Source organism: Streptomyces sp. NPDC088785, from assembly GCF_044750685.1.
Lineage (GTDB): Bacteria > Actinomycetota > Actinomycetes > Streptomycetales > Streptomycetaceae > Streptomyces.
The window spans coordinates 216,453-238,788 of the sequence record NZ_JBIVKH010000003.1 but is presented as its reverse complement, the minus strand read 5'-3'; the positions used below and the strand labels follow the sequence as shown (position 1 = coordinate 238,788).

Annotated in this window: 20 protein-coding genes; 7 read left to right on the top strand and 13 right to left on the bottom strand. The window is 71.9% G+C overall.

Annotated features, from left to right (window positions below; genetic code table 11):
• Positions 1-66: 66 nt before the first annotated feature.
• A complete protein-coding gene (locus tag ACIP5K_RS11700) occupies positions 67-1,119 on the top strand; it encodes a M23 family metallopeptidase (protein ID WP_401408030.1) in 1,053 nt (350 codons plus the stop codon).
• Here ACIP5K_RS11700 and ACIP5K_RS11695 read toward each other — a convergent pair.
• On the bottom strand, positions 1,109-1,999 hold the full coding sequence (locus ACIP5K_RS11695) for a Cof-type HAD-IIB family hydrolase (protein ID WP_401408028.1): 891 nt from the start codon (positions 1,997-1,999) through the stop codon (positions 1,109-1,111). The genes ACIP5K_RS11700 and ACIP5K_RS11695 overlap by 11 nt on opposite strands.
• Before the next feature lie 283 nt (positions 2,000-2,282).
• On the opposite strand from ACIP5K_RS11695, the gene ACIP5K_RS11690 reads away from it, so the two are divergent.
• Positions 2,283-3,185: an LLM class flavin-dependent oxidoreductase gene (locus tag ACIP5K_RS11690; protein WP_401408026.1), complete on the top strand. Its 903-nt coding sequence runs from the start codon at positions 2,283-2,285 to the stop codon at positions 3,183-3,185.
• A gap of 19 nt (positions 3,186-3,204) precedes the next feature.
• On the opposite strand, the gene ACIP5K_RS11685 is transcribed toward ACIP5K_RS11690, so the two are convergent.
• The 8 genes from ACIP5K_RS11685 to ACIP5K_RS11650 all read right to left on the bottom strand — a co-directional run bounded on the left by ACIP5K_RS11685 (position 3,205) and on the right by ACIP5K_RS11650 (position 12,400).
• A complete protein-coding gene (locus ACIP5K_RS11685) occupies positions 3,205-4,455 on the bottom strand; it encodes a CBS domain-containing protein (protein ID WP_401408024.1) in 1,251 nt (416 codons plus the stop codon).
• Complete coding sequence (locus ACIP5K_RS11680) at positions 4,439-6,250, bottom strand: DUF262 domain-containing protein (RefSeq protein WP_401408022.1); 1,812 nt, start codon at positions 6,248-6,250, stop codon at positions 4,439-4,441. Before ACIP5K_RS11680 ends, ACIP5K_RS11685 begins: the two co-directional genes overlap by 17 nt.
• Before the next feature lie 365 nt (positions 6,251-6,615).
• Positions 6,616-7,074, bottom strand: a complete 459-nt coding sequence (locus ACIP5K_RS11675; protein ID WP_401408020.1) for a hypothetical protein — start codon at positions 7,072-7,074, stop codon at positions 6,616-6,618.
• A 45-nt stretch (positions 7,075-7,119) separates the two neighbouring features.
• The gene (locus ACIP5K_RS11670) at positions 7,120-7,671 is read right to left on the bottom strand and encodes an RNA 2'-phosphotransferase (RefSeq protein WP_401408018.1); all 552 of its coding nucleotides are present in this window, start codon (positions 7,669-7,671) and stop codon (positions 7,120-7,122) included.
• Between the two features lie 147 nt (positions 7,672-7,818).
• Complete coding sequence (locus ACIP5K_RS11665) at positions 7,819-8,745, bottom strand: MerR family transcriptional regulator (protein WP_401408016.1); 927 nt, start codon at positions 8,743-8,745, stop codon at positions 7,819-7,821.
• A 51-nt stretch (positions 8,746-8,796) separates the two neighbouring features.
• A complete protein-coding gene (locus tag ACIP5K_RS11660; RefSeq protein ID WP_401408977.1) occupies positions 8,797-9,681 on the bottom strand; it encodes a metal-dependent hydrolase in 885 nt (294 codons plus the stop codon).
• A 95-nt stretch (positions 9,682-9,776) separates the two neighbouring features.
• On the bottom strand, positions 9,777-11,558 hold the full coding sequence (locus ACIP5K_RS11655; RefSeq protein ID WP_401408014.1) for an SDR family oxidoreductase: 1,782 nt from the start codon (positions 11,556-11,558) through the stop codon (positions 9,777-9,779).
• On the bottom strand, positions 11,558-12,400 hold the full coding sequence (locus ACIP5K_RS11650; RefSeq protein WP_401408012.1) for a M24 family metallopeptidase: 843 nt from the start codon (positions 12,398-12,400) through the stop codon (positions 11,558-11,560). Before ACIP5K_RS11650 ends, ACIP5K_RS11655 begins: the two co-directional genes overlap by 1 nt.
• A gap of 296 nt (positions 12,401-12,696) precedes the next feature.
• Between ACIP5K_RS11650 and ACIP5K_RS11645 the strand changes: the two genes are divergently transcribed.
• The 5 genes from ACIP5K_RS11645 to ACIP5K_RS11625 all read left to right on the top strand — a co-directional run bounded on the left by ACIP5K_RS11645 (position 12,697) and on the right by ACIP5K_RS11625 (position 16,755).
• A complete protein-coding gene (locus tag ACIP5K_RS11645) occupies positions 12,697-13,728 on the top strand; it encodes an ABC transporter ATP-binding protein (RefSeq protein WP_401408010.1) in 1,032 nt (343 codons plus the stop codon).
• Positions 13,718-14,605, top strand: a complete 888-nt coding sequence (locus ACIP5K_RS11640) for an ABC transporter permease subunit (protein ID WP_401408008.1) — start codon at positions 13,718-13,720, stop codon at positions 14,603-14,605. Before ACIP5K_RS11645 ends, ACIP5K_RS11640 begins: the two co-directional genes overlap by 11 nt.
• Entirely contained in the window at positions 14,602-15,513 is a 912-nt protein-coding gene (locus ACIP5K_RS11635; RefSeq protein WP_401408006.1) for an ABC transporter ATP-binding protein, read from the top strand. The genes ACIP5K_RS11640 and ACIP5K_RS11635 overlap by 4 nt, the downstream gene beginning before the upstream one ends.
• 20 nt (positions 15,514-15,533) lie before the next feature.
• Positions 15,534-16,253 carry an ABC transporter permease subunit gene (locus ACIP5K_RS11630; RefSeq protein WP_401408004.1) on the top strand — a complete coding sequence of 240 codons (720 nt, stop codon included), beginning with the start codon at positions 15,534-15,536 and terminating at the stop codon, positions 16,251-16,253.
• Positions 16,254-16,545: 292 nt separating this feature from the next.
• Positions 16,546-16,755 (top strand): hypothetical protein, encoded by a 210-nt coding sequence (locus ACIP5K_RS11625; RefSeq protein WP_401408002.1) that lies wholly within the window; start codon positions 16,546-16,548, stop codon positions 16,753-16,755.
• Between the two features lie 298 nt (positions 16,756-17,053).
• Here ACIP5K_RS11625 and ACIP5K_RS11620 read toward each other — a convergent pair whose 3' ends face one another.
• The 4 genes from ACIP5K_RS11620 to efeB form a co-directional block, all read right to left on the bottom strand.
• Positions 17,054-17,881: an HAD family hydrolase gene (locus ACIP5K_RS11620; RefSeq protein ID WP_401408000.1), complete on the bottom strand. Its 828-nt coding sequence runs from the start codon at positions 17,879-17,881 to the stop codon at positions 17,054-17,056.
• A 76-nt stretch (positions 17,882-17,957) separates the two neighbouring features.
• Positions 17,958-19,229: a serine--tRNA ligase gene (serS, locus tag ACIP5K_RS11615; protein ID WP_401407998.1), complete on the bottom strand. Its 1,272-nt coding sequence runs from the start codon at positions 19,227-19,229 to the stop codon at positions 17,958-17,960.
• Positions 19,230-19,860: 631 nt separating this feature from the next.
• Positions 19,861-20,793, bottom strand: coding sequence for a prephenate dehydratase (gene pheA, locus ACIP5K_RS11610; protein WP_401407996.1), 933 nt, complete (start codon positions 20,791-20,793; stop codon positions 19,861-19,863).
• Positions 20,794-21,053: 260 nt separating this feature from the next.
• Complete coding sequence (gene efeB / locus ACIP5K_RS11605; RefSeq protein WP_401407994.1) at positions 21,054-22,334, bottom strand: iron uptake transporter deferrochelatase/peroxidase subunit; 1,281 nt, start codon at positions 22,332-22,334, stop codon at positions 21,054-21,056.
• Positions 22,335-22,336: the final 2 nt, after the last annotated feature.

Below are 22,336 nucleotides of genomic sequence, written 5' to 3'. Positions count from 1 at the left end.
CATGGCGTGCCCCGCCCGTACCAGTCCTGCGAGAGGGCGGCCGCGGGGCGGGTGACGATCCGGGACATGCGCCAAGGACCCCGTCGTGCCAGCCGCTCGCTCCTCGTACCGGCGCTGCTGATGTGCGCGCTCGTCGCCCTGGGCGGCACGCCCGCCCTCTCCGAGGGGGCGGAGGGCCCGGAGCCGAGTGCCGAGGTGGCACGCCTCCTTGAGCAGGCGTCAGCGGCGTCCCAGCGCTACGAGCAGGGGCGCAGGGCGGCGGCCGTCCAGCGGGAACGGGCGCGGAAGCTGGAACGGCTGCTCGCGCGGGAGCGACGCGAGATCGCCGCGCTCCACGACGACCTCGGCCGGATCGCCCGCGCCCAGTACCGCAGCGGTGGTGACCTCCCGCTGACGGCCCAGATGCTGCTCAGCTCCCGCCCCGAGGAGCTGATGCACGGTCAGCGCGCGGTGTGGCAGGCGGACCTGGCGGTGAACAACGCGGTGGAGAAGAGCCGGCGGGCCGAGCGGCGGCTGGCGGCGGGGCAGCGCGCGGCGTCGGCCGCGTGGCACACCCTCAGGGCGCGCACGGTGCGGCTCGCGCGCCTCAAGGAGAGCATCGGGGCCCGTCTGGAGTCGGCGCGGGCGCAGTTGCAGAGCGAGGCGGACGGGTCGGCGGCGGCGGGGCGGTGCCGCGGTCCCGTGCGGATGCGGCAGCCGAAATTTCGCTCCACGCGCGCGTGGCTGACACCGGTGACGGCGTACCGGCTGTCCGCGGGCTTCGACAGCGCGGGCGCGCACTGGGCGCACCGGCACACCGGGCAGGACTTCGCGGTCGGCATCGGCACGCCGGTGCGGGCCGCCGGGGCCGGGCGGGTGGTCAGCGTGTCCTGCGGCGGCGGCTTCGGCATCGAGGTCGTCGTGCGCCACCCCGGCGGCTACTACACGCAGTACGCGCATCTCGCGGCCGCCGCCGTCGACCAGGGCGAGAGGGTCAGGGCCGGGCAGTGGCTCGGGCAGGCCGGCACCACCGGCAACTCGACGGGGCCGCACCTGCACTTCGAGGTGCGGCTCACGCCCTATCTGGGGTCGGGGATCGACCCGGTGAGGTGGTTCGCCGAGCGGGGCGTCAGGCTGTAGCGCGGGCCGCCAGCAGCTCCTCGATGACGCGGGCGACACCGTCCTCGTTGTTGGTCGCCGTCACGCCGGTCGCGACGGTGAGCACGTCGGGGTGGGCGTTGCCCATCGCGTAGGAGGTGCCCGCCCAGGCGAGCATCTCCATGTCGTTGGGCATGTCGCCGAACGCCACGACCTCGGCCGGGGAGATGCCGCGCTCGCGGCAGCACAGTTCGAGCGTGCTCGCCTTGGAGACGGTGCGGGCGCTGATCTCCAGCAGGGCGCTCGGGCTGGACCGGGTGACGGCCGCCAGGTCGCCGACGGCGGTGCGGGCCAGCGCCAGGAACGCGTCCGGGGCGAGGTCCGGGTGGTACGCCAGCAGCTTGAGCACCGGCTGGTCGGCGACGTCCGAGTCCCCCGCGAGCAGCTTCTCGGCGGGCGCGACGCTCTCCCCCGGCTCCACGTGCAGCGGCGGGTACGTCGGCTCGTGGTGCAGGCCGCCGGTCCGCTCGACGGCGAACGCGGTGCCCGGCGCGGCCGCGCGCAGGACCCGTACGACCTCCAGGGTGTCCGGCACCGCCAGGTCACGGATCTTGGCGAAACGATACTTCCCAGGGCCTTCGTGCAGGTCCACGACGGCGGCCCCGTTGCCGCAGATGGCCAGGCCGTGGCCGTGGACGTGCGCGCTGACGACGTCCATCCAGCGGGCGGGCCGGCCGGTCACGAAGAAGACCTCGATGCCGGCCTCCTCGGCGGCGGCGAGCGCGGCGACCGTCCGCGGGGAGACGGTCTTGTCGTCGCGCAGCAGTGTGCCGTCGAGGTCCGTGGCGATCAGCCGGGGCGCGGAGGGGGCCGGGAGCCGGGTCCCTGGAGTCGATGAGGTCACCGCCCCATCGTCCCGCATCTGCGCGCACGGCCGTGCGGCGGGGCGCGCAGATGAGTGGGGTGCCGGTTCGGGGGCCCGGAGGGGTTCGGGGCGATGGGGGCTCATCGGTGGGGGTGCGTCAGGGGAGTGCTGGGGGTGGCGGTGCGGGTCTGGGGGTGCGGGGAAGTGGGGGTGCGGGGAGGTGGCGGTGCAGCGGCGGTGGAGGCGTGTCGGTGGCGTGCGGGGGTGGCGTCGGGGCGCCGGAGGCGCGCGGTGGGTGGCCACCGCGGGGACGTGGGCGGGCCGTCGTAGGCTCGGCGGTATGGAACTCCGTCTCAGCACCGTCATCCTCCCTGTCGACCGATGGCACGAAGGAGGGCGTGCGAAGTGGCGGGCCGCCGAGGAACTCGGGTTCCATGCCGCGTACACCTACGATCACCTGTCCTGGCGCACGTTCCGGGACGGTCCGTGGTTCGGGGCGCTGCCCACGCTGACCGCCGCGGCGGCCGTCACCGAGCGGCTGCGGCTGGGCACGCTCGTCACGTCGCCGAACTTCCGGCACCCGGTCACGCTCGCGAAGGAGCTGATCTCCCTCGACGACGTCTCCGGCGGCCGGATCACCCTGGGGATCGGCGCGGGCGGCACCGGCTTCGACGCGACGGCACTCGGCCAGGAGCCCTGGTCGGCGCGTGAGCGGGCCGACCGCTTCGGCGAGTTCGTGCCGCTGCTGGACCGGCTGCTGACCGAGGACGCCGTCTCGTGGGCGGGCGACCACTACACGGCGGTCGAGGCCCGCAACATCCCCGGCTGCGTCCAGCGGCCGCGGCTGCCGTTCGCGGTGGCCGCGACCGGTCCGCGCGGAATGCGGCTGGCGGCCCGGCACGGGCAGGCGTGGGTGACCACCGGGGATCCGAAGCTGTACGAGTCCGGCACGTCCGAGGAGTCGGTGCGGGCCGTGGGCGGACAGCTCGACCGGCTCTCCGACGCGTGCTCCGCGATCGACCGCGACGCGGCCGAGCTCGACAAGATCCTGCTCACGGGCTTCACCCCGGACCGCACGGGCCCGCTGGAGTCCGTCGACGCCTTCGTCGACTTCGCCGGCCGCTACGCGGCGCTGGGCATCACCGAGCTGGTCGTCCACTGGCCCATCCCCGACTCGGACTTCGCCGCCGACCAGGGCGTCTTCGAGAAGATCGCCGTCGAGGCCCCCGCTCAGCTCCGCTGAGCGCCGGGGGGCTGCGGCGTCATGGGGCGGCGTCGGGGTCGTAGCTGCGGAGGATGCCCACGAACCGGTCGAGCAGGACGGTGGCCTCGTCGTCCGGATATCCGCTGTTGAAGTGCATGACGCCGTTGCGGACGTCCTTCACGCGGCGGAGCAGGCCGACGAAGTGGCCGCGATCCACGCCGGGCCAGTTGAGCTTCCGCCAGCGTTCCTCGTCGTCGAGCAGGCGGATGTACTCGCCGAACATCAGCTGGTCCACCTGCCGGCGTCGGCGGTCCTTGTGCACCTTGCGCACGTCCTCCTCGCCGTACGCCCGGCCGAGGCAGCGGCGCAGGCGTCGTTCGATCTCGCCGAGCACGAAGAACGGACGGGCGATGACCACGAACTGGTCGGCGAGGTCCGCCGCGGTGACGATGCCGGTCACCGAGCCCGTGGTGTCGCGGACCAGGACGAATCCGTAGGCCCGGATCATGGGGACCAGGGGCAGGAGGTACGCGTTCGACTCGACCGCGTGGTACTCGCTGGTGAGCGAGTTCCGGACCGTGGCGTCCCGGCCGGTGGCGTGCATATGGGCGATCGAGGCCCAGGTGACGACGCCTGTCAGGGTGCCGACGCCGTCGAGGACCGGCAGCTGGGAGAAGCCGCGTTCGGCCATGATGCCCATGGCTCGGGGCAGGGTGTCGTCGGGCGTGACGGAGATGACGCCGCTGCGGGCCGAGCGGAAGGCGCCGACCCTCAGCGCGGTCTGCGGCAGGAGCCCGACGGGGTCCTCGCTCGGCGTTGCGGCGTCCGCCGACTCGTCGGGGTGTGTGGTGGCTGAGGTGTCTGTGGTGCCTCCGTTGCCTGCGGTGTCTCTGGTGTCCGTGGTGGCTCGGGTGCCTTCGGTGCCTTCGGTGGCTCTGGTGCCTTCAGTGGCTCGGGTGTCTTCGGTGCCCTCGGCCCGTCGTCCGCCCTGTTCCGTGTGCTGGGCGCCGTCCGGGCCCGTGGGGCGCTCCGGGGGCGCGGCGTCCTGTCCCGCGACCTCGCCGATCGTGTGCTCCGGTGCGGGGTGGCCGGTGTCGCCGTCGGACACCGGCACCACGCGGATCTCTCCGTCGAGCGGCCCGACGGAGAGGTCGGGCACCGTGGTCAGCCCGGCGTTGCCCAGGTCGACCGCGATACGGGACACCGCCGCGTGGTTGCGGAAGCGGATGTCCCAGCGCGCGAGCAGCTGGCGGCGGCTCAGCGTGGCACCGGCGAGCCCCGCCACGTCGCGTTCACCCGAGATCGACATCGGCGCCTTCTCGTACGGTCGCCTTGCCCATCGCCCGCTCCACGAGGCTCAGCAGGCGCCCGGCCCGGTCCCGGTAGAACGAGTCGAAGTCGTCGTCGCGGAGGGCCTTCGGGCTGATGTGGTGGGTCTCGATCATGTCGTCGAGCCAGTCGCCGCTGATGGCTGCCGCCCTCTCCAGGGCGACGAGGTAGACGGAGGGGGCGTTGCCGCCGACGCTCTGGTGCGTCTCGGACGAGAGGGCGGTCTTGTTGACGATGCTGGTCATCCGGGCGCCGTCCGCTCCCTGCCGTTCGAACCACGCCTTGGGGAAGACCTGCCGGATGTCGACGTTCCAGCCGATCAGGTTCTGCTCGCTGATGGTCTCGTCCGGGTGGAGCCAGTCCGCCGCGCCCTCCTTCATCAGCAGCGCGTAGATGCCCTTGTAGGCGGCGCTGTTGCGCGAGGTCAGCCGGTGCAGGCGCTGTTCCTGGAAGGACGCCTCGGCGATGGTGTCCGGCTCCGGGCCGCCGTCCCTCAGCCAGGCGACGACCTGGTCCACGTCGCGGACGAACCGGGTGTCGGTGACGCCTCCGTACAGTTCGCCCAGCACACCGCACCAGTACCAGCGGGCCAGGCCGTCCCTGATGGCCGGGTCCTCGCAGTTCTCGCGGCCCAGGAGGGTGGCGATGGCGGCGAGCGGTACGAGCTGCGAGCCGTACGGCAGGTCCCGCTCCTTGAAGACGTGCTGCGAGGCGAGGAACTTGCCGACCCAGGCGAAGGCGCTCGTGACCTTGGGCGCGAGCGCGCAGTAGTCGTCCAGCGGCAGGTGCAGCAGGTCGCGGCGCTTGCAGCTGACCGCGGGCGGGTTGGCCGAGCCCGGATTGGCCGCCAGGAACTGCTGCTTGCGTTCCCAGGTCTGCACGAGGGCGATCGTCTGGAGGAAGTCCAGGCTGGTCAGCCCGGTCTCGTGCCGGCTGTCGGCGTCGATGGAGCCGAGGACGGGGCAGCTGCTGCTGAGCATCTGCTTGGCCGACCGCCAGTCCTCGCTGAGGCTGAAGTCCCGGCCGTGCTCCCGGCTGTATCGATCGTCCCCGGCGTAGGTCGCGGTGAGCAGTTCGAACACGTTCAGGACCACGCCGCCGGTGTTGACCCGCTCGAAGACCGAGCAGACGGCGTCCTTCTGGGTCTCTCTCGGCAGCCGGATCAGCGGCACCTTGAAGCCCTTGACCGTGTCGATGACCCGCGCCTGGAACGCGGACCAGATGTCCCAGCGGTCCTCGGACGCGCTGACGTAGGTGCGCTGCCACCTGCCGGTGGCATCGGCGTCGAACACCAGGTTGAGAGGGAAGAAACCGGCCCGGCACTCGGCTTCCCTGCTGGTCAGATCGAGGTGCGTCCGTCCGAAGGCGCCGCGCAGCAGCCGGTCCGCGGGGACGGATCGGATCGCCTCGTCCCGGTCGGCCTTCTCGTCCACGGCCAGCGCGATGTCGATGTAGTACCACCGCTGGGTGGGCTTGTTGCGCGCGTCGCTCGTCTCCACCGGCCGGTCCGAGCGCAGCGCCTGGAACAGCGAGGTCAGCCGCTGCTGCCCGTCGAGCAGGAGCTGCTCGGGCACGGTGCCGGGCGCCACCACGGTTCCGTACAGCGGGCGGGCCCTGAACTGCGCCTCGCCGCCCGTGTCCAGGGTCATGGCCACGCCCAGTGGGTAGTCGAGCGTCACCGTGGCCAGCAGGGCGCGGATCCGGTCGTCGTCCCACTTCCACTGACGTTGGAAGTCCGGCAACTGGATCTTCCCGGCCGCGACGTCCTCCAGCATCCGGCCCAGGCTCGGGCCATCCAGCGCCACCACGTGTACCCCCAGGTTCGTACGGGCGCCGCCTCGTCCCGCCCCACGGCTCCGGTGCATGGCTCCGGTGCGGTGCTCCGGCGTACGGCTCCGGCCCGCGGACGTACCGGCGACGGGCATGTCCCATCGGATCATGCCCGAAGCACGCCCGCAGGCGAAGGCGTTTGCCGCAATCGTCGCGATACCGCCACTGGCAACACGCGCTGTTGCAGCGGCAGTTGATCGAACGTCAGCTCGTCCCTGGCGACGCATGGTGCGGCGGATCGGGCCCGGACCCGGTTCAGGCCCCGGCCCTGGCCGGTTCCGGTTCCGGTTCCGGTTCCGGCCCGGTCGGCTCAGCGCACGCGCGCGCTCATCCAGCGGGTGAGGCCGATCGACGGCAGGTGTTCCTTGTACGTGCGGTCTCCGGGGAGGGAGACGACGAGGCGGTAGCCGGGCGGGAAGCGGCGGCCCCGGACGTGGGCGCGGTCGGTGTAGCAGGCGCGCAGGAACGCCGGTACCTCCTCGCGCGGGATGTCGTGGAACTCGACGCCCTCGACCTTGATCAGCGCGTCGTCCTCGGGGAAGAGCCGCACGTCGATGCGGGGGGTGCCGCCCAGTTCCACGTAGGCCTCGTGGGGCAGGGAGCCGTCGGGGTCGGTGGTGACGCCCAGGCCGGCGTGGCTGCGGCGGGAGGTCTGGTCGGCACCGATGTCGTGCGTGACCTCGATCTCCAGGTTGAACTCGCGGGCTATCTCGCGCAGCGCGTCGACGGCCGTCTCGGTGGTGGGCAGCGGGGGAAACAGGTGGTCCATACCTGTTGATGATGCCGCAACGGGTCCCGTCGTTCCGCGGGAACGTCAGGAGAAGCGCAGGTAGCGCGGGGGAACGGCGGCGGTGAGCCAGACGCCGTTGGCGCTCACGCGGAAGACGTGGCCGTCGCGGTGCATCGCGCCCGCGTCGACCGGGAGCACGACCGGGCGGCCGCGCCGGGCGCCGACGCGGGTGGCCGTGCCGCGGTCCGCCGACAGGTGTACGTCGTGCCGGTCCATGGGGCGCAGGCCCTCGGCGCGGATCGCGTCGAGGAAGCGGGCGACGGTGCCGTGGTAGAGGTACGCGGGCGGTTCGGCCGGGGCGAGGCCCAGGTCGACGTCGATGGTGTGGCCCTGGTTGGCGCGGATCCGGGTGCCGTCGATGGTGAAGCGCCGTTTGTCGTTCGTGGCGACGACGTGGTCGAGCTCGGTGCGGGTGATCGGGAACCGGTGCGCGGCGGTGGCGGCGAGCAGGTCGCCGATCTCCACCCAGCCGGCCTCGTCGGGGGTGAGCCCGAGCCGCTCGGGCTGATGGCGCAGGTGTGTGGAGAGGTACTTCGACACCTTCACGGTGCGTTGTTCATCCAGGGGCTCCGGCATGGTGTCAGGGTGCCGGACGGCCGGTGAAAATTCCTCCCGATTTCGGGCTCGCATGTTTGATCCACAAGCAAGTCCAGTTATCCACAGGGTATTTGGCGATTCTGTGGACAAGTGGCGCCGGTTATGGTGCACTTGACCAACAAGGTGTCATTTGTCGTGACTTGCGGTCAATGCGTCCAATGTACGTGCTTGTACTTCCCGTTGGGCGGCGGCCGCGACGAACGCCGACACGTTCTCGGCGCCAACCAGCGCGCTCACGGCCCGCATTGTCTCGGCCGGTACCGCGACGGCCTGCGGTTCGTCGCTCGGCGGGTGCACCGGGCCCGCCGACAGGTGCCGGTGCAGATGGCGGGTCGCGAACAGGCGCATGGCCCGCGCCAGTTCGGCATCGACGGACTGCTGGGCGAGCGGACGCAGCCGACGGACCAGCGACGCCGCTTCGGCCGCTTCCGCGTCGGTCGGCGGCTGCGGGCCGAGATAGCGCGCGAAGACATGCTCGGTCGTGAACTCCAGGAAACGGGCCGCTATGTGCTCGACCTGACCCCTCAACTCCCGCAGATGGCTGGAGATCGCCGACAGCGGAACACCGGCCGCATACAACTCCACCGCGACGGCCAGCTCTTGCGGGCTCGGGACCAGGAACTCGTCGTCCGTGTCCGGGACCCGCTCCAGCACTCCCAGGTCGATCGCGTCCCGCACGGCGGCCTCGTCGGGGTCGCCGCCGAACCGCTCGTCGAGCTCGGCCCGGGTGATACGGCCCGCCCGCTCGTCCGTCCACGGCTTGTCGACCTCGGCGACCAGGCCGAGGACACCGCCGAGGCCGCGCCCCGCGTCCCAGGCCTCCAGGAGTTCCTTGATGGACGCCAGTGTGAAGCCCCGGTCGAGGAGGTCGGCGATCTGGCGCAGCCGGGCCAGATGCGTGTCCGTGTACACGTTGGCCCGGCCGCGGCGCTCGGGACGCGGCAGCAGCCCGCGGTCCTGATAGGCGCGGATCGTCCGGACCGTGGCGCCGCTGTGGTGGGCCAGGTCCTCGATCCGGTACTCGGCGGCCGGCTGCCCCGCTCGCTCCGTCACAGCCCACGTCCCTCGGTCGTACCGGTCATTCGGCGGAAGGTCCCGGTCCGCTCACGCGATCGCCGAACGTCCGATCGCCCCGGCCGCGGCCCTGGCCGCCGGTGAGACGGCCAGATACGCGACGGCCCTGCGCAGCGAACCCTCCTGCGAGGGATGGTACGACCGGCGCAGATAACGGGGTATGGCCCCACCCAGGTCGCGCCAGGACGGCAGCAGCCCCTTGCGCACCGCCCGATTGTGCTCCGCCAGGGAGTAGCGAAGCCGGCCGGCGAGCTGCGGGTCGTGGCGGATCAGGTAGGCGGCGCCCCAGGCCCACAGGTAGAGCATCACCGGAGCGGTGACGGCCATGCCGGCGACCCGGCGGGCGTAGCGCGGCAGGCCCGCGCCGCCGCAGTGCTGGTACATGTCGAAGGCGACCGCGCGGTGCTCGACCTCCTCCGCGCCGTGCCAGCGCAGCAGGTCCAGCATGACCGGGTCGCAGTGCGCGCGGTCGAGCGCGTCGGCGCGCAGCACCCAGTCGCCCAGGACCGCCGTGAACTGCTCGATCGCCGCGACGACCGCCAGCCGGTGGCGCAGCCATTCCCGCTCCGGTATCGGCATCCCCAGGGGTGGCCGCTCGCCGAGCAGCCGCTCGAAGAGGAAGTCGACGTACCGGGTGTAGTCGGCCGTCTCCAGCTTCTGGGCCGCCAAGTGCTCCAGCACGTGGGTGTGCTGGACGCTGTGGGTCGCCTCCTGGCCCATGAACCCCTTCACGTCGCGCAGCAGCGCGGGGTCCTGGACCAGGGGCAGCCCCTCCTTGAAGACCTTCACGAACCAGCGCTCGCCCGCGGGCAGCAACAGATGCAGCACGTTGATGACGTGGGTGGCGGTCGGCTCGCCCGGTATCCAGTGCAGGGGCGTCGACTCCCAGTCGAAGGAGACCCGCCGCGGGGCGATCGCGTGCTGCTCCGGACCGCCGGGACCCTCGGGACCCTCCGGGCGCTCCGGGTGGGCGGGGTCCTGCGGGCGGTCCCGGTGCTCCGCCGCCGCGCTCACAGCGGGGGCTCCAGCCGGGCGACGGCCCGCAGGGCCCTGGGGGTGAAGCGCGACATGAGATGGGCGCTGCGGGCCTCCGGGGTGACCGGGACGACCGCCTTGTCGTGCACGACGGCGGCGAGGATCGCGTCGGCCACCTTCTCCGGCGGGTAGTTGCGCAGACCGTACAGGCGGGACGACTTCTTCTGCCGGCGCTCCTCCTCGGCACGGTCGGCGCCGACGAACCGGGCTGTCGACGTGATGTTCGTGTTCACCAGGCCCGGACAGATCGCGGAGACGCCGATGCCCTGCCCGGCCAGCTCCGCGCGCAGGCACTCGCTGAGCATCAGGACCGCCGCCTTGGAGGTCGAGTAGGCGGGCAGGGCCTTCGACGGCTGGTACGCGGCCGCGGACGCGGTGTTCACGATGTGGCCGCCCTGAGCGCGCTCCGCCATCTGCTTGCCGAACAGCCGGCAGCCGTGGATGACCCCCCACAGATTCACGTCGAGGACCTTCTTCCAGTCCTCGGGGGTGGTGTCGAAGAAGGAGCCCGACAGGCCGATCCCCGCGTTGTTCACCAGGACGTCGACCACCCCGTACTCGGCGGCGACCTTCTCGGCGAGCTTCTCCATCGCCTGCTCGTCCGCGACGTCGACGGTCTCCGCCCAGGCCTCGGGGGCACCGACGAGCCGCGCCATCTCGGCCGTGCGCGCGGCGCTCTCGGCGTCCCGGTCGACGGCGATCAGCCGCGCGCCGGCCTCGGCGAACGCGAACGCGGTGGCCCGCCCGATGCCGCTGCCCGCCCCGGTGACGAGCACCAGCTGGCCGCCGAACCGCTCCGCGTACTTGCCGTCGGCCGTCCTGCGCTGCACGGGCACCCCGTCCTCCTGCTCCTCGGTCGCGGTGACGAACTCGCCGATCCACGCGGTGAGCTGGTCGGGACGGGTGCGCGGCACCCAGTGCTTGGCCGGCAGCGTGCGGCGCGTCAGCCGCGGCGCCCACACCTCCAGCCGGTCGTACAGCTTCGGCGACAGGAAGGCGTCGCCGAGCGGCGTGATGAGCTGCACGGGCGCGTGCGCGTACGCGTCCTCGCGCGGGTGGGAGAGCCGCGCCCGGACGTTGTCCCGGTAGAGCCAGGCGCCGTGCGCGGCGTCCGAGGGCAGCGACGCCGTCGGGTAGTCGCCGGCCGGGATCCGCTCCACGCGCTCCAGGATCTTCGGCCAGCGCTTGCCGAGCGGCCCGCGCCAGGCCAGCTCCGGCAGGACGGGCGTGTGCAGCATGTACACGTACCAGGACTTGGCGCCCTGCCCGAGCAACTGGCCCACCCTGCGCGGTGTGGGCCGCTTCACGCGCTGCTTGATCCAGTGCCCGAAGTGGTCGAGGGACGGCCCCGACATCGAGGTGAAGGACGCGATCCGGCCCTCGGTGCGGCGTACCGTGACGAACTCCCACGACTGCACCGAGCCCCAGTCGTGCCCCACCACGTGGACCGGCCGGTCGGGGCTCACCGCGTCGATGACCGCCACGAAGTCGTCGGTCAGCTTCTCCAGGGTGAAGCCGCCGCGCAGCGGCTTGGGCGCGGTGGAGCGCCCGTGGCCGCGGATGTCGTAGAGCACCACGTGGAAGCGGTCCGCGAGGCGGGTGGCGACCTCCGACCAGACCTCCTTGGAGTCGGGGTAGCCGTGCACGAGGACGACGGTCGGCCGTGCCGCGTCACCCAGCTCCACCACGCACAGCTCGACGCCGCCCGTGTGCACCCGGCGCTCGCGCGCCCCGTGGATCGTCGTCAGGTCCGCCATCAGATGTCCTCCGCCCAGCGCCGCACGTGCGGCAGATCGTCGTCGAGCCAGAAGGCGCTCTCCTCGGGGTCCGCGGAGTCCGTGACCACGAGGATCTCCTCGAACTTCGCGCCCGTGCCCCGGAATCCGAGGTGGGGTTCCACCGCCCACAGGCCGGGCCGGGGCGGATGGTCGGAGAAGCGGTACGGCGACCACAGCGGTGACCAGCCGTCCCGGTGCCCGTGCAGTGCGTCGCTCGCCAGGCCCTTCAGCGACTGCGTGCCGAAGCCGAAGAGCGTCGGGTTGAACCGGCGCTCCGCGACCCGGTCGACCTTGTGGGCGATCACCCCGAACGGGTAGGCCCGGTGCCGGTTCGCATACCCCTGCCGGACCATCAGCCGGTCGACGCTCTCGTAGATCTCGCGCAGCGGGCGCCGCTCGCGCACCTCGCGCAGCAGCAGCTCGCGGTGCGCCTCCAGGTCCGCGAGCAGCTTGTCGTGCACAGGATCGAGCCCGAGGCAGCCCGAATAGCCGATGTCCGCGGTGTAGCCCTTGAAGACCGGGGCCATGTCGAGGATGAACGGCATCCCCGGCTCCAGCCTGCGGTTCGTGGGGAAGAACTGGAGCGGTATCCGGAAGTTCACGAACGCCGTGCGGTCCCCGAACCAGGCGAAGGGCAGATGGAACCAGTCCCGCACGCCGCGCTCGCGCAGCCACTCCCGCTGCATCCGCGCCGCCTCGCGCTCGGTCACCCCGGGCTTCAGCTGCGCCGCGACGGCCTCCGCGCACTCGTACGCGAGCGTCTGCACCTCCCGGAACCCCCGCAGCTCCGCGGAGAGTTCACGTACCACTGCTGAGGTCATGCCACCGTCCGTCCGTGTCACGGCCGCCCGGACCCGGTCGCCGGGGCCGTCGCCGTACGCGCTCGTAACTTGACACTGATGAATGTGACAATGGCTGGCGGCGACGTCAAGGGGCCTGCGCAAGTCTGTGGAGAACCTCCCGGTTGTGGACGGCGCCGCACCCGGCACGGGTGACCCTCCCCGCGAGGACGGGCTACTCGGGGATGACCCCTACGGACCCGTAATACTCAGGTCTCATACGAGGTCGACACCCTGGTCTGACGCGTGGTGTGGCGTGCGCCACTACCTTCGAAGACGTGACTGTGATCGCGACCGAAAGCCTGAGCAAGCGGTTCCCCCGGGTGACCGCGCTTGACCGGCTGACCATGGACATCGGGCCCGGAGTGACCGGGCTCGTGGGAGCCAATGGCGCCGGCAAGTCCACCATGATCAAGATCCTGCTGGGTCTGTCCCCGGCGACGGAGGGCCGTGCCGAGGTGCTCGGGCTCGACGTCGCGACCAAGGGCGCCGAGATCCGCGAGCGGGTCGGGTACATGCCGGAGCACGACTGCCTGCCACCCGACGTCTCGGCCACCGAGTTCGTCGTCCACATGGCGCGCATGTCCGGCCTGCCCCCCACCGCGGCGCGCGAGCGCACGGCCGACACACTGCGCCACGTCGGCCTGTACGAGGAGCGCTACCGCCCCATCGGCGGCTACTCGACCGGGATGAAGCAGCGCGTGAAGCTGGCCCAGGCCCTCGTCCACGACCCGCAGTTGGTCTTCCTGGACGAGCCGACGAACGGCCTGGACCCCGTTGGCCGCGACGACATGCTCGACCTGATCCGCCGGGTGCACAGCGACTTCGGCATCTCGGTGCTCGTCACCTCGCACCTGCTGGGCGAGCTGGAGCGCACCTGCGACCACGTCGTCGTCATCGACGGCGGCACGCTGCTGCGCTCCAGCTCCACCACCGACTTCACCCAGTCCACGGCGACCCTCGCGATCGAGGTCACCGACAGCGACGAACACCCGGACGGGACCGGCGCGTTGCGCGAGGCCTTCGCCCGGCGCGGCATCGAGACCACCTCCGGCGGGGAACTGCCCGGCGCGGGCCACACGGTGCTCATCACCGCGCAGGGGGACGAGACCTACGACATCGTGCGCGACGTCGTCGCCGACCTCGGCCTGGGGCTCGTCCGCATGGAGCAGCGCCGGCACCACATCGCGGAGGTCTTCCGGCCGACCACCGAGGAGCCCGCCGCCGACGGGCCGGCCACCGAGCGGGCCGCGGCCTGGGCCGCCACCGCCGCCGCACAGCAGACGGGAGGCGCGCGCGATGAGCGTTGAGCCCTTGAGCACCCAGATCCACAACATCGGCTACCGCCACTACGACGGCCCGCGCCTGGGCCGCGCGTACGCCCGCCGCTCGCTCTTCTCGCAGAGCCTGCGCGGCGCGTACGGACTGGGCCGCTCGGCCAAGTCGAAGGTGCTGCCGATGCTGCTCTTCGTCGTGATGTGCCTCCCCGCACTGATCATGGTCGCGGTCGCTGTCGCCACCAAGGCAAAGGACCTCCCGCTCGACTACACGCGCTACGCGATCGTCCTCCAGGCGGTCATCGGCCTGTACGTCGCCTCGCAGGCGCCCCAGGCCGTCTCGCGCGACCTGCGCTTCAAGACGGTGCCGCTGTACTTCTCGCGCCCCATCGAGCGCGTCGACTACGTGGCGGCGAAGTACGCGGCCATGGCGTCGGCCCTGTTCATCCTCACGGCGGCGCCGCTGATCGTGCTCTACGTGGGCGCGCTGCTCGCCAAGCTCGACTTCACCGACCAGACCAAGGGATTCGGCCAGGGACTGGTGTCCGTGCTGCTGCTGTCGCTGCTCTTCGCCGGGATCGGCCTCGTCGTCTCCGCCGTCACACCGCGCCGCGGCTTCGGCATCGCCGCGGTCATCGCCGCCCTGACCATCTCCTACGGAGCGGTCTCCACCGTCCAGGCCATCGCCGACAGCCAGGACAACGGCAGCGCGGTGTCCTGGCTCGGCCTCTTCTCCCCGATCACCCTCATCGACGGCGTGCAGACCGCCTTCCTGGGCGCCACGTCCGCCTTCCCCGGGGAGCACGGCCCCTCCGCCGGCCAGGGCGTGGTCTACCTGCTCGTCGTCCTCGCCCTCGTCGCCGGCTCCTACGGCCTGCTGATGCGCCGCTACCGGAAGGTCGGACTGTGACCGCCATCGAAATCGACCACGTCTCCCGGTGGTTCGGCAATGTCGTCGCCGTCAACGACGTGACGATGACCATCGGCCCCGGCGTCACCGGCCTCCTCGGGCCCAACGGCGCGGGAAAGTCCACGCTGATCAACATGATGGGCGGGTTCCTCGCCCCGTCGAACGGCACGGTCACCCTCGACGGACAGCCGATCTGGCGCAACGAGCAGATCTACCGCCACATCGGCATCGTCCCCGAGCGCGAAGGCATGTACGACTTCCTCACGGGCGTCGAATTCGTCGTGGCCAACGCCGAGTTGCACGGCCTCGGCAAGAAGGAGGCGCAGCGGGCGCTCGCCACGGTCGAGATGGAGTACGCGCAGGACCGCAAGATCTCGACGTATTCCAAGGGCATGCGGCAGCGCGTGAAGATGGCCTCCGCGCTCGTCCACGACCCGTCGGTGCTGCTCCTGGACGAGCCGTTCAACGGGATGGACCCGCGCCAGCGCATGCAGCTCATGGACCTGCTGCGCCGCATGGGCGGCGAGGGCCGCACCGTGCTGTTCTCCTCGCACATCCTCGAAGAGGTCGAGCAGCTGGCCTCCCACATCGAGGTGATCGTCGCCGGACGGCACGCGGCCAGCGGTGACTTCCGCAAGATCCGCCGCCTGATGACCGACCGGCCGCACCGCTATCTGATCCGCTCCAGCGACGACCGGGCCCTGGCCGCCGCGCTGATCGCGGACCCCTCGACGGCCGGCATCGAAGTCGACCTGAAGGAGGGTGCGCTGCGGATCCAGGCCGTCGACTTCGGCCGGTTCACGGCGCTGCTGCCGCGGGTCGCCCGGGAGCACGGCATCCGCCTGCTCACCGTCTCGCCGTCCGACGAGTCCCTCGAGTCCGTCTTCTCTTATCTGGTCGCGGCCTAGTCACGGCACAGGAGGCCCTGATGTACGACCCCACTGTCGCCCGGCTCACCTACCGGGCTCTGCTCGGCCGCCGCCGGGCCCTCATCCTCTTCGCGCTGCCCCTGCTGCTCATCGTGATCTCCGGGCTGGTCCGCGGGCTCACCGGAGCCGACGACCAGACGGCCGCCGACGTGCTCGGCGGGTTCGCGCTCGCCACGATGGTGCCGCTGATCGGTGTCATCGCGGGCACCGGCGCGATCGGCCCCGAGATCGACGACGGATCGGTCGTCTATCTGCTGGCCAAGCCGGTCAAGCGGCCCACGATCATCTTCACCAAGCTGATCGTCGCCATCGCCGTGACCATGGTGTTCTCGGCCGTCCCGACCCTCGTCGCGGGCCTGATCCTGAACGGGAACGGGCAGCAGATCGCCGTCGCCTACACGATCGCCGCCCTCGTGGCCTCGATCGCGTATGCCGCGATCTTCCTGCTGCTCGGCACGGTCACCCGGCACGCGGTCGTCTTCGGCCTCGTGTACGCCCTCGTCTGGGAGGCGCTGTTCGGCTCGCTGGTGTCCGGGGCGCGCACGCTCAGCGTCCAGCAGTGGTCCCTCGCCGTGGCCCACAAGGTGACCGGCGGCGACCTCGTCACCTCGGACGTCGGGCTGCCGCTCGCCACGGTGCTGCTGGTGGCCGTGACCGGCCTGGCGACCTGGTACGCGGGCCAGAAGCTGCGCTCGCTGACGCTGGCGGGGGAGGAGTAGGCGCGGGGAGGAACCCGGGCGGGAACCCGGGGAGGAAGGAGCAGACCCGGCCCGTCCGGCCCCGGCGCCGTCCTCACGCCGCCCTCACCCTCCCATCGGCACACTGGTGGGAGGGCGCACCGCCCGATATGCACCCACCTGTCCCGACACCCCGCCCCGCCCCGACACCCCGCCCCGACACCCCGCCCCGACACCCCGCCCCGACACCCCGCCCCGACGACCCGCCCCGACACCTGTCCTGACACTGCGTCCCGCCACTCAGTCCCGGAGCCGACACCCGAGGAGGACCGCCATGACCGAGGGCCGCGACACCTGGGACGACGTGGTCCTGGACGCCGACTTCATCCGCGACGCGGAGACGGCCGAGCCGTCCGCCCGCGCCCGCATGCTGACGGCCCGCTGGAGCCGACAGGCCCCCGAGCCGGAGCCCTGGCGGTCCGACGAACCGCCGGCGGGATGGTTCTTCAGCAAGGCGCGGCGCAGACGGTGGCGCCGCCGGTGATCGCCCGGAATCAATTCGGTGGCGGTGGGCCCGGCGGGGCGGGACAGTGGTGGAGCCACCATGCCGGTGCCGTTCCTCCGCCACCGGCGTCCTTCCACGGGGAGAGGAGCACGGCGATGACCGTCACCGGTCCGTCGGGCTTCCGACAGGGCAGCCCGAGGCGAGCTCCGGAGTAGTCACTGCACTCCGTGGAGCCCCGCCCCGGGGGCGCTGCCCGGGGCGGCCGCTTCGAGCACGTGCCCTCGGCGGCACGTGGGCCGCCCACCCCGGGGGACGGGCCCGGCCCGCGACGCGGGGGTCAGGCTCCCAGCAACCGCTCCAGGACCACCGCGATGCCGTCCTGCGCGTTGGACGTCGTCACCTCGTCGGCGACGGCCTTGAGCTGGCTGTGCGCGTTGGCCATCGCCACGCCGTGGGCGGCCCAGCCGAACATCGGAATGTCGTTGGGCATGTCGCCGAACGCGATGGTGTCCACGGCCTTCACACCCAGGCGGCGGGCCGCCAGCGACAGCCCCGTGGCCTTGGACAGACCCAGCGGGAGCAGCTCCACGATGCCCTCGCCCGCCATCGTGACGCCCACCAGGTCCCCGGCCGTCGCGCGCGCGACCTCGGCGAGCTGGTCGTCGGTGAGGCCCGGATGCTGCACGTACACCTTGTTCAGCGGCGCCGCCCACAGCTCGGAGACGTCGGTGAACGGGACGGCCGGCAGGTCCCCCTCGCCCACCTGGTAGCCGGGGCCGACGATGACCTCGCCGTCGAGCCCGTCCCGGCTGGCGGCGAGCGCCAGCGGGCCGAGCTCGGCCTCGATCTTGGAGAGCGCGAGCCCGGCCAGCTGCCGGTCGAGCGTCACGGACGTCAGCAGCCGGCGCTCCCCCGCGTGGTACACCTGCGCGCCCTGCCCGCACACCGCGAGGCCCTCGTAGCCGAGGTCGTCGAGGATGTGCCGGGTCCAGGGCACCGCCCTGCCGGTCACGACGATGTGCGCGGCGCCCGCCGCGGCGGCCGCGACGAGTGCCTCACGCGTGCGTTCGGAGACGGTCTCGTCGGGGCGCAGCAGCGTCCCGTCGAGGTCCGTCGCGACGAGCTTGTACGGGAAAGCGGTGGCGGGGGGAGCGGGATGGCTCACTTGGCGTTCGGCTCCAGGCTGTGCAGGGGTGCAGGTGCGGGCCGCCGCGGGTGCCGCGGCCCGTCGGGGCCTGCGCTTACTTGGGGTCCAGGGTGGCGCGTCCCCCGAGGTACGGCCGGAGGACCTCCGGGACGCGCACCGAGCCGTCGGCCTGCTGGTGGTTCTCGAGGATCGCCACGATGGTGCGCGGGACGGCGCACAGCGTGCCGTTCAGCGTGGACAGCGGCTGCACCTTCTTGCCGTCGCGCATCCGGATGGACAGGCGGCGCGCCTGGAAGCCGTCGCAGTTCGAGGCCGAGGTCAGCTCGCGGTACTTGCCCTGGGTCGGGATCCACGCCTCGCAGTCGAACTTGCGCGACGCCGAGGAGCCGAGGTCACCGGTGGCGACGTCGATCACCTGGAACGGCAGCTCCAGGGCGGTCAGCCACTGCTTCTCCCACTCCAGGAGACGCTGGTGCTCGCTCTCCGCGTCGTCGGGGTGGACGTAGGAGAACATCTCGACCTTGTCGAACTGGTGCACGCGGAAGATGCCGCGGGTGTCCTTGCCGTACGTGCCCGCCTCGCGGCGGAAGCAGGGCGAGAAGCCGGCGTAGCGCAGCGGCAGCTGGTTCGCCTCGACGATCTCGTCCATGTGGTACGCGGCGAGCGGGACCTCGGAGGTGCCGACCAGGTAGTAGTCGTCCTTCTCCAGGTGGTACACGTTCTCCGCGGCCTGGCCGAGGAAGCCGGTGCCCTCCATGGCGCGCGGGCGCACCAGGGCGGGCGTCAGCATCGGCGTGAAGCCGGCCTCGGTGGCCTGCGCGATCGCGGCGTTGACCAGCGCCAGTTCCAGCAGGGCGCCGACACCGGTGAGGTAGTAGAAGCGCGAGCCCGAGACCTTCGCGCCGCGCTCGACGTCGATGGCGCCGAGCGCCTCGCCGAGCTCCAGGTGGTCCTTGGGCTCGAAGCCCTCGGCGCCGAAGTCGCGGATCGTGCCGTGCGTCTCCAGGACGACGAAGTCCTCCTCGCCGCCGCGCGGGACGTCGGGGTGCACGATGTTCCCCAGCTGGAGGGCGAGTCGCTGCGACTCCTCCTCCGCCTCGCGCTGAGCGGCCTCGGCCGCCTTCACGGCGGCGGACAGCTCGCCCGTCCTCTTCAGCAGCTCCTGGCGCTCCTCGGGGGAGGCCTTGGGGATCAGCTTGCCGAGCGACTTCTGCTCGGAGCGGAGTTCGTCGAAGCGGAGCCCGGACGACCTGCGCCGCTCGTCGGCGGACAGGACGGAGTCGACGAGCGCGACGTCCTCTCCACGGGCGCGCTGGGAGGCGCGAACACGGTCGGGGTCCTCACGGAGCAGGCGAAGGTCAATCACCCCTCCAGGCTACCGGTGCGCGGTTCCGGCCCACGACCCGATATCCGATGCGTTGGTTTATGCCCTATTTGCCGGAATGTGAATTACGGGCGGAGGTGCGCCGGAAAAGGCCGCCGCACGGCGCGCTGCCGCACGTCAATAAAATCGGCCACTTTCCCCGGAAAGAGGCATGGCGGCCTGTGCGGCTTGACCCGACTCCCTTGTGCGGGACGGGACTTGGCTTCTCGTTGTCCACAGGAATGCACAGCCCCGGCGAGTTATCCACAGGCTGTGAGAAAGAACTGTGGACGACGGAAGTGATCGTTCCGAAAGCCGCATGCAGCGCGAAAGATTCCCTACCCAAACCTGCTCCATGCTCACTTTCGGGTGGAAATGCTTCACTCCAAAGAGTTGATCAAGGGAAAAGAGTGGACGAGGGGTGACGTGCGGGGTTGTGGACGATCTTGGGGGCTGTAGGGCGATTTGTCGACCATGCGGCACCTTCCTGTCGACTTGTCCCCAGGTCGAGAAGGTCACCTGTGGATAACTTTTGTGGACGAAGAAAATCGGCAGGTAGGACCGGGTGCGAGAGCAGAAATGAGCCGGACCCGGCGGTGGAGAACCCGGATCCGGCGGCGGTCGGGGACCGGGGCTAGCCGCGGCCGTCCTGGCAGCGCGCCAGCCAGTCCGACGCCGCCACGAACTCGCCGTCCGACGTCCCCGGACGCGGCTCCCGCACCTCGGCCGCGGCGACCCCGGCCCGCGGGTACGAGCCGAGGAAGCGGATCTGCGGGCACGACCGCCTCAGCCCCATCAGCGCCTCGGCGACCCGGCGGTCGGAGATGTGCCCCTCGGCGTCGATCGCGAAGCAGTAGTCGCCGATGCCCTTGCCCGTCGGCCGGGACTGCAACAGCATCAGGTTGACCCCGCGGAGGGCGAACTCCTGGAGCAGCTCCATCAGCGCGCCGGGGTGGTCCTCGCGCTGCCAGATGACGACCGAGGTCTTGTCGGCGCCGGTCGGCGCCGCGGGCCGGGCCGGGCGGCCCACCAGCACGAACCGGGTCTGCGCGTTCTCCGCGTCGTGGATCTCGGTGACCAGCGGTTCGAGCCCGTACGTGGACGCCGCGAAGGCACCGGCGAACGCGGCGTCGAAGCGGCCCTCCCGCACGAGCCGGGCCCCGTCCGCGTTCGACGCCGAGGACTCCCAGACCACGTCCGGCAGGTGGGCCCGCATCCAGTTGCGGACCTGCGGCTGTGCGGCCGGGTGCGCGGTGACCGTCTTGATGTCGCCGAGCTTGGTGCCGGGCCGCACCAGCAGCGCGAAAGTGATGTCGAGCAGCACCTCGCGGTAGATCATCAGCGGTGCGCCCGCGACCAGCTCGTCCAGCGTGGTGGTGATGCCGCCCTCGACGGAGTTCTCGATCGGCACGAACGCGGCCTCGGCCTCGCCGGAGCGGACCGCGTCCAGCGCGGCCGGCACCGACACCACCGGCATGAGCTCCCGGGTGGCCGCCTCCGGCAGGGTGCGCAGGGCGACTTCGGTGAAGGTGCCCTCGGGGCCGAGATACGCGTAGCTGGCTGGCATGGGGTCACCCTAATGGGCCCGCCCCGCCCCGGCTCCCGGACGCGTCACCGGCCACGGCCCACCGGCGTCCACGCACGGACCCCTCATCCGCCGGCGGCCACGCACGACCCCTCATCCTCCGGCGGCCACGCACGGCCCCCCATCCTCCGGCGGCCACGCACGGCCCCCCCATCCACCGGCGTCCACGCACGGCCCCCCCATCCACCGGCGTCCACGCACGGACCCCCTCCACCGGGCGCCGAACAGAGGCCCCACCCCCGTCACCCCTCCAGCAACGCCTGCCCCACGTACCCGCCCTTGTCCGCCCCGCCCGGCACCGCGAACAGTCCGCTCGCCTCGTGGCGGATGAAGCGCGACAGGGCGTCGCCCCGGTCGAGCTTGCGCTGCACGGGGACGAAGCCGCGCAGCGGATCCGCCTGCCAGCAGATGAAGAGCAGCCCCGCGTCGGGGGCCCCGTCCGCGTCGATGCCGTCGTGGAAGGAGAACGGGCGGCGCAGCATCGCGGCCCCGCCGTTCTGGTCGGGGCGGGTGATGCGGGCGTGGGCGTTGAGCGGGACGACCAGGTCGCCGTCGGCGCCCGTCTCGTCGAGCTTCATCTCCGTGCTCTCGGTGCCGCCGGTCAGCGGGGCGCCCGTCGCCTTCTTCCGCCCGATGACGGACTCCTGGGCCGGCACCGACAGCTGCTCCCAGTCGTCGAGGAGCATCCGGATCCGCCGGACGACCGCGTACGAGCCGTTCGCCATCCAGGCGGGCGACTGCGCCGAGCCCGACGACGGGACGAAGATCCGCCGGTCGAAGTCGGCGTCGGAGGTCTTCGGGTTGTCGGTGCCGTCGATCTGGCCCATCAGGTTGCGGGTCGTCATGGGCCGGGCGGTGGCGCCGGGCGAGCGGTTGAAGCCGTTCATCTGCCAGCGGACCCGGGCCGCGCCGCCCGCGTCCTTCTGGAGCGCGCGCAGCGCGTGGAAGGCGACGAGCCCGTCGTCCGCGCCGATCTGCACCCACAGGTCGCCGTTGCTGCGCGCCTTGTCGAGGTGGTCGGAGAAGAAGTCGGGCAGCGGGTCCAGGGCGCCCGGCCGCTGCTTCTCCAGCCCCGTACGGGAGAAGAAGCTGTGCCCGAATCCGAAGGTGACGCTGAGGGACGACGGCCCCGCGTCCCGCGCGACATCGGTGTCGCCGGACGTCGCCGGCTCCCCCGCCATGAGCCGCTCGGCCGTCGCCGACCAGCGGCGCAGCAGCGCGGTGGCCTCCTTGCGGCCCGCGCCGGCCGCCAGGTCGAAGGCGACGAGATGGCCCCGGGCCTGCATCGGCGTGGTGATGCCGGGCTGATGTTTCCCGTGAAACATCACCGCGTCGGAGCCGAGCGACGTCAGCGCCGTCGGCTGCCCGGCGGAGTCCGAGGACGCCGCGGCGTAGCCCGCGCCCGCGCCGACGGCGCCCAGGGCCACGCCGGTCGCGCCCGCCGTGCCGATCAGCCGGCGCCGGGTGATGCCGGGCGGCGGCGCCGACACGGGGGCTTCGGTACGGCTTTCGGTGTCCGCCATGG

What these genes read in the sequence shown, in the direction of transcription:
- ACIP5K_RS11655 (WP_401408014.1), bottom strand. Translation starts at nt 11,558, where the DNA reads ATGGCGGACCTGACGACGATCCACGGGGCGCGCGAGCGCCGGGTGCAC.
- ACIP5K_RS11685 (WP_401408024.1), bottom strand. Translation starts at nt 4,455, where the DNA reads ATGTCGATCTCGGGTGAACGCGACGTGGCGGGGCTCGCCGGTGCCACG.
- ACIP5K_RS11690 (WP_401408026.1), top strand. Translation starts at nt 2,283, where the DNA reads ATGGAACTCCGTCTCAGCACCGTCATCCTCCCTGTCGACCGATGGCAC.
- pheA (WP_401407996.1), bottom strand. Translation starts at nt 20,793, where the DNA reads ATGCCAGCCAGCTACGCGTATCTCGGCCCCGAGGGCACCTTCACCGAA.
- ACIP5K_RS11630 (WP_401408004.1), top strand. Translation starts at nt 15,534, where the DNA reads ATGTACGACCCCACTGTCGCCCGGCTCACCTACCGGGCTCTGCTCGGC.
- ACIP5K_RS11640 (WP_401408008.1), top strand. Translation starts at nt 13,718, where the DNA reads ATGAGCGTTGAGCCCTTGAGCACCCAGATCCACAACATCGGCTACCGC.
- ACIP5K_RS11700 (WP_401408030.1), top strand. Translation starts at nt 67, where the DNA reads ATGCGCCAAGGACCCCGTCGTGCCAGCCGCTCGCTCCTCGTACCGGCG.
- ACIP5K_RS11680 (WP_401408022.1), bottom strand. Translation starts at nt 6,250, where the DNA reads ATGCTGGAGGACGTCGCGGCCGGGAAGATCCAGTTGCCGGACTTCCAA.
- efeB (WP_401407994.1), bottom strand. Translation starts at nt 22,334, where the DNA reads ATGGCGGACACCGAAAGCCGTACCGAAGCCCCCGTGTCGGCGCCGCCG.
- ACIP5K_RS11695 (WP_401408028.1), bottom strand. Translation starts at nt 1,999, where the DNA reads ATGCGGGACGATGGGGCGGTGACCTCATCGACTCCAGGGACCCGGCTC.
- ACIP5K_RS11670 (WP_401408018.1), bottom strand. Translation starts at nt 7,671, where the DNA reads ATGCCGGAGCCCCTGGATGAACAACGCACCGTGAAGGTGTCGAAGTAC.
- ACIP5K_RS11625 (WP_401408002.1), top strand. Translation starts at nt 16,546, where the DNA reads ATGACCGAGGGCCGCGACACCTGGGACGACGTGGTCCTGGACGCCGAC.
- ACIP5K_RS11675 (WP_401408020.1), bottom strand. Translation starts at nt 7,074, where the DNA reads ATGGACCACCTGTTTCCCCCGCTGCCCACCACCGAGACGGCCGTCGAC.
- ACIP5K_RS11650 (WP_401408012.1), bottom strand. Translation starts at nt 12,400, where the DNA reads ATGACCTCAGCAGTGGTACGTGAACTCTCCGCGGAGCTGCGGGGGTTC.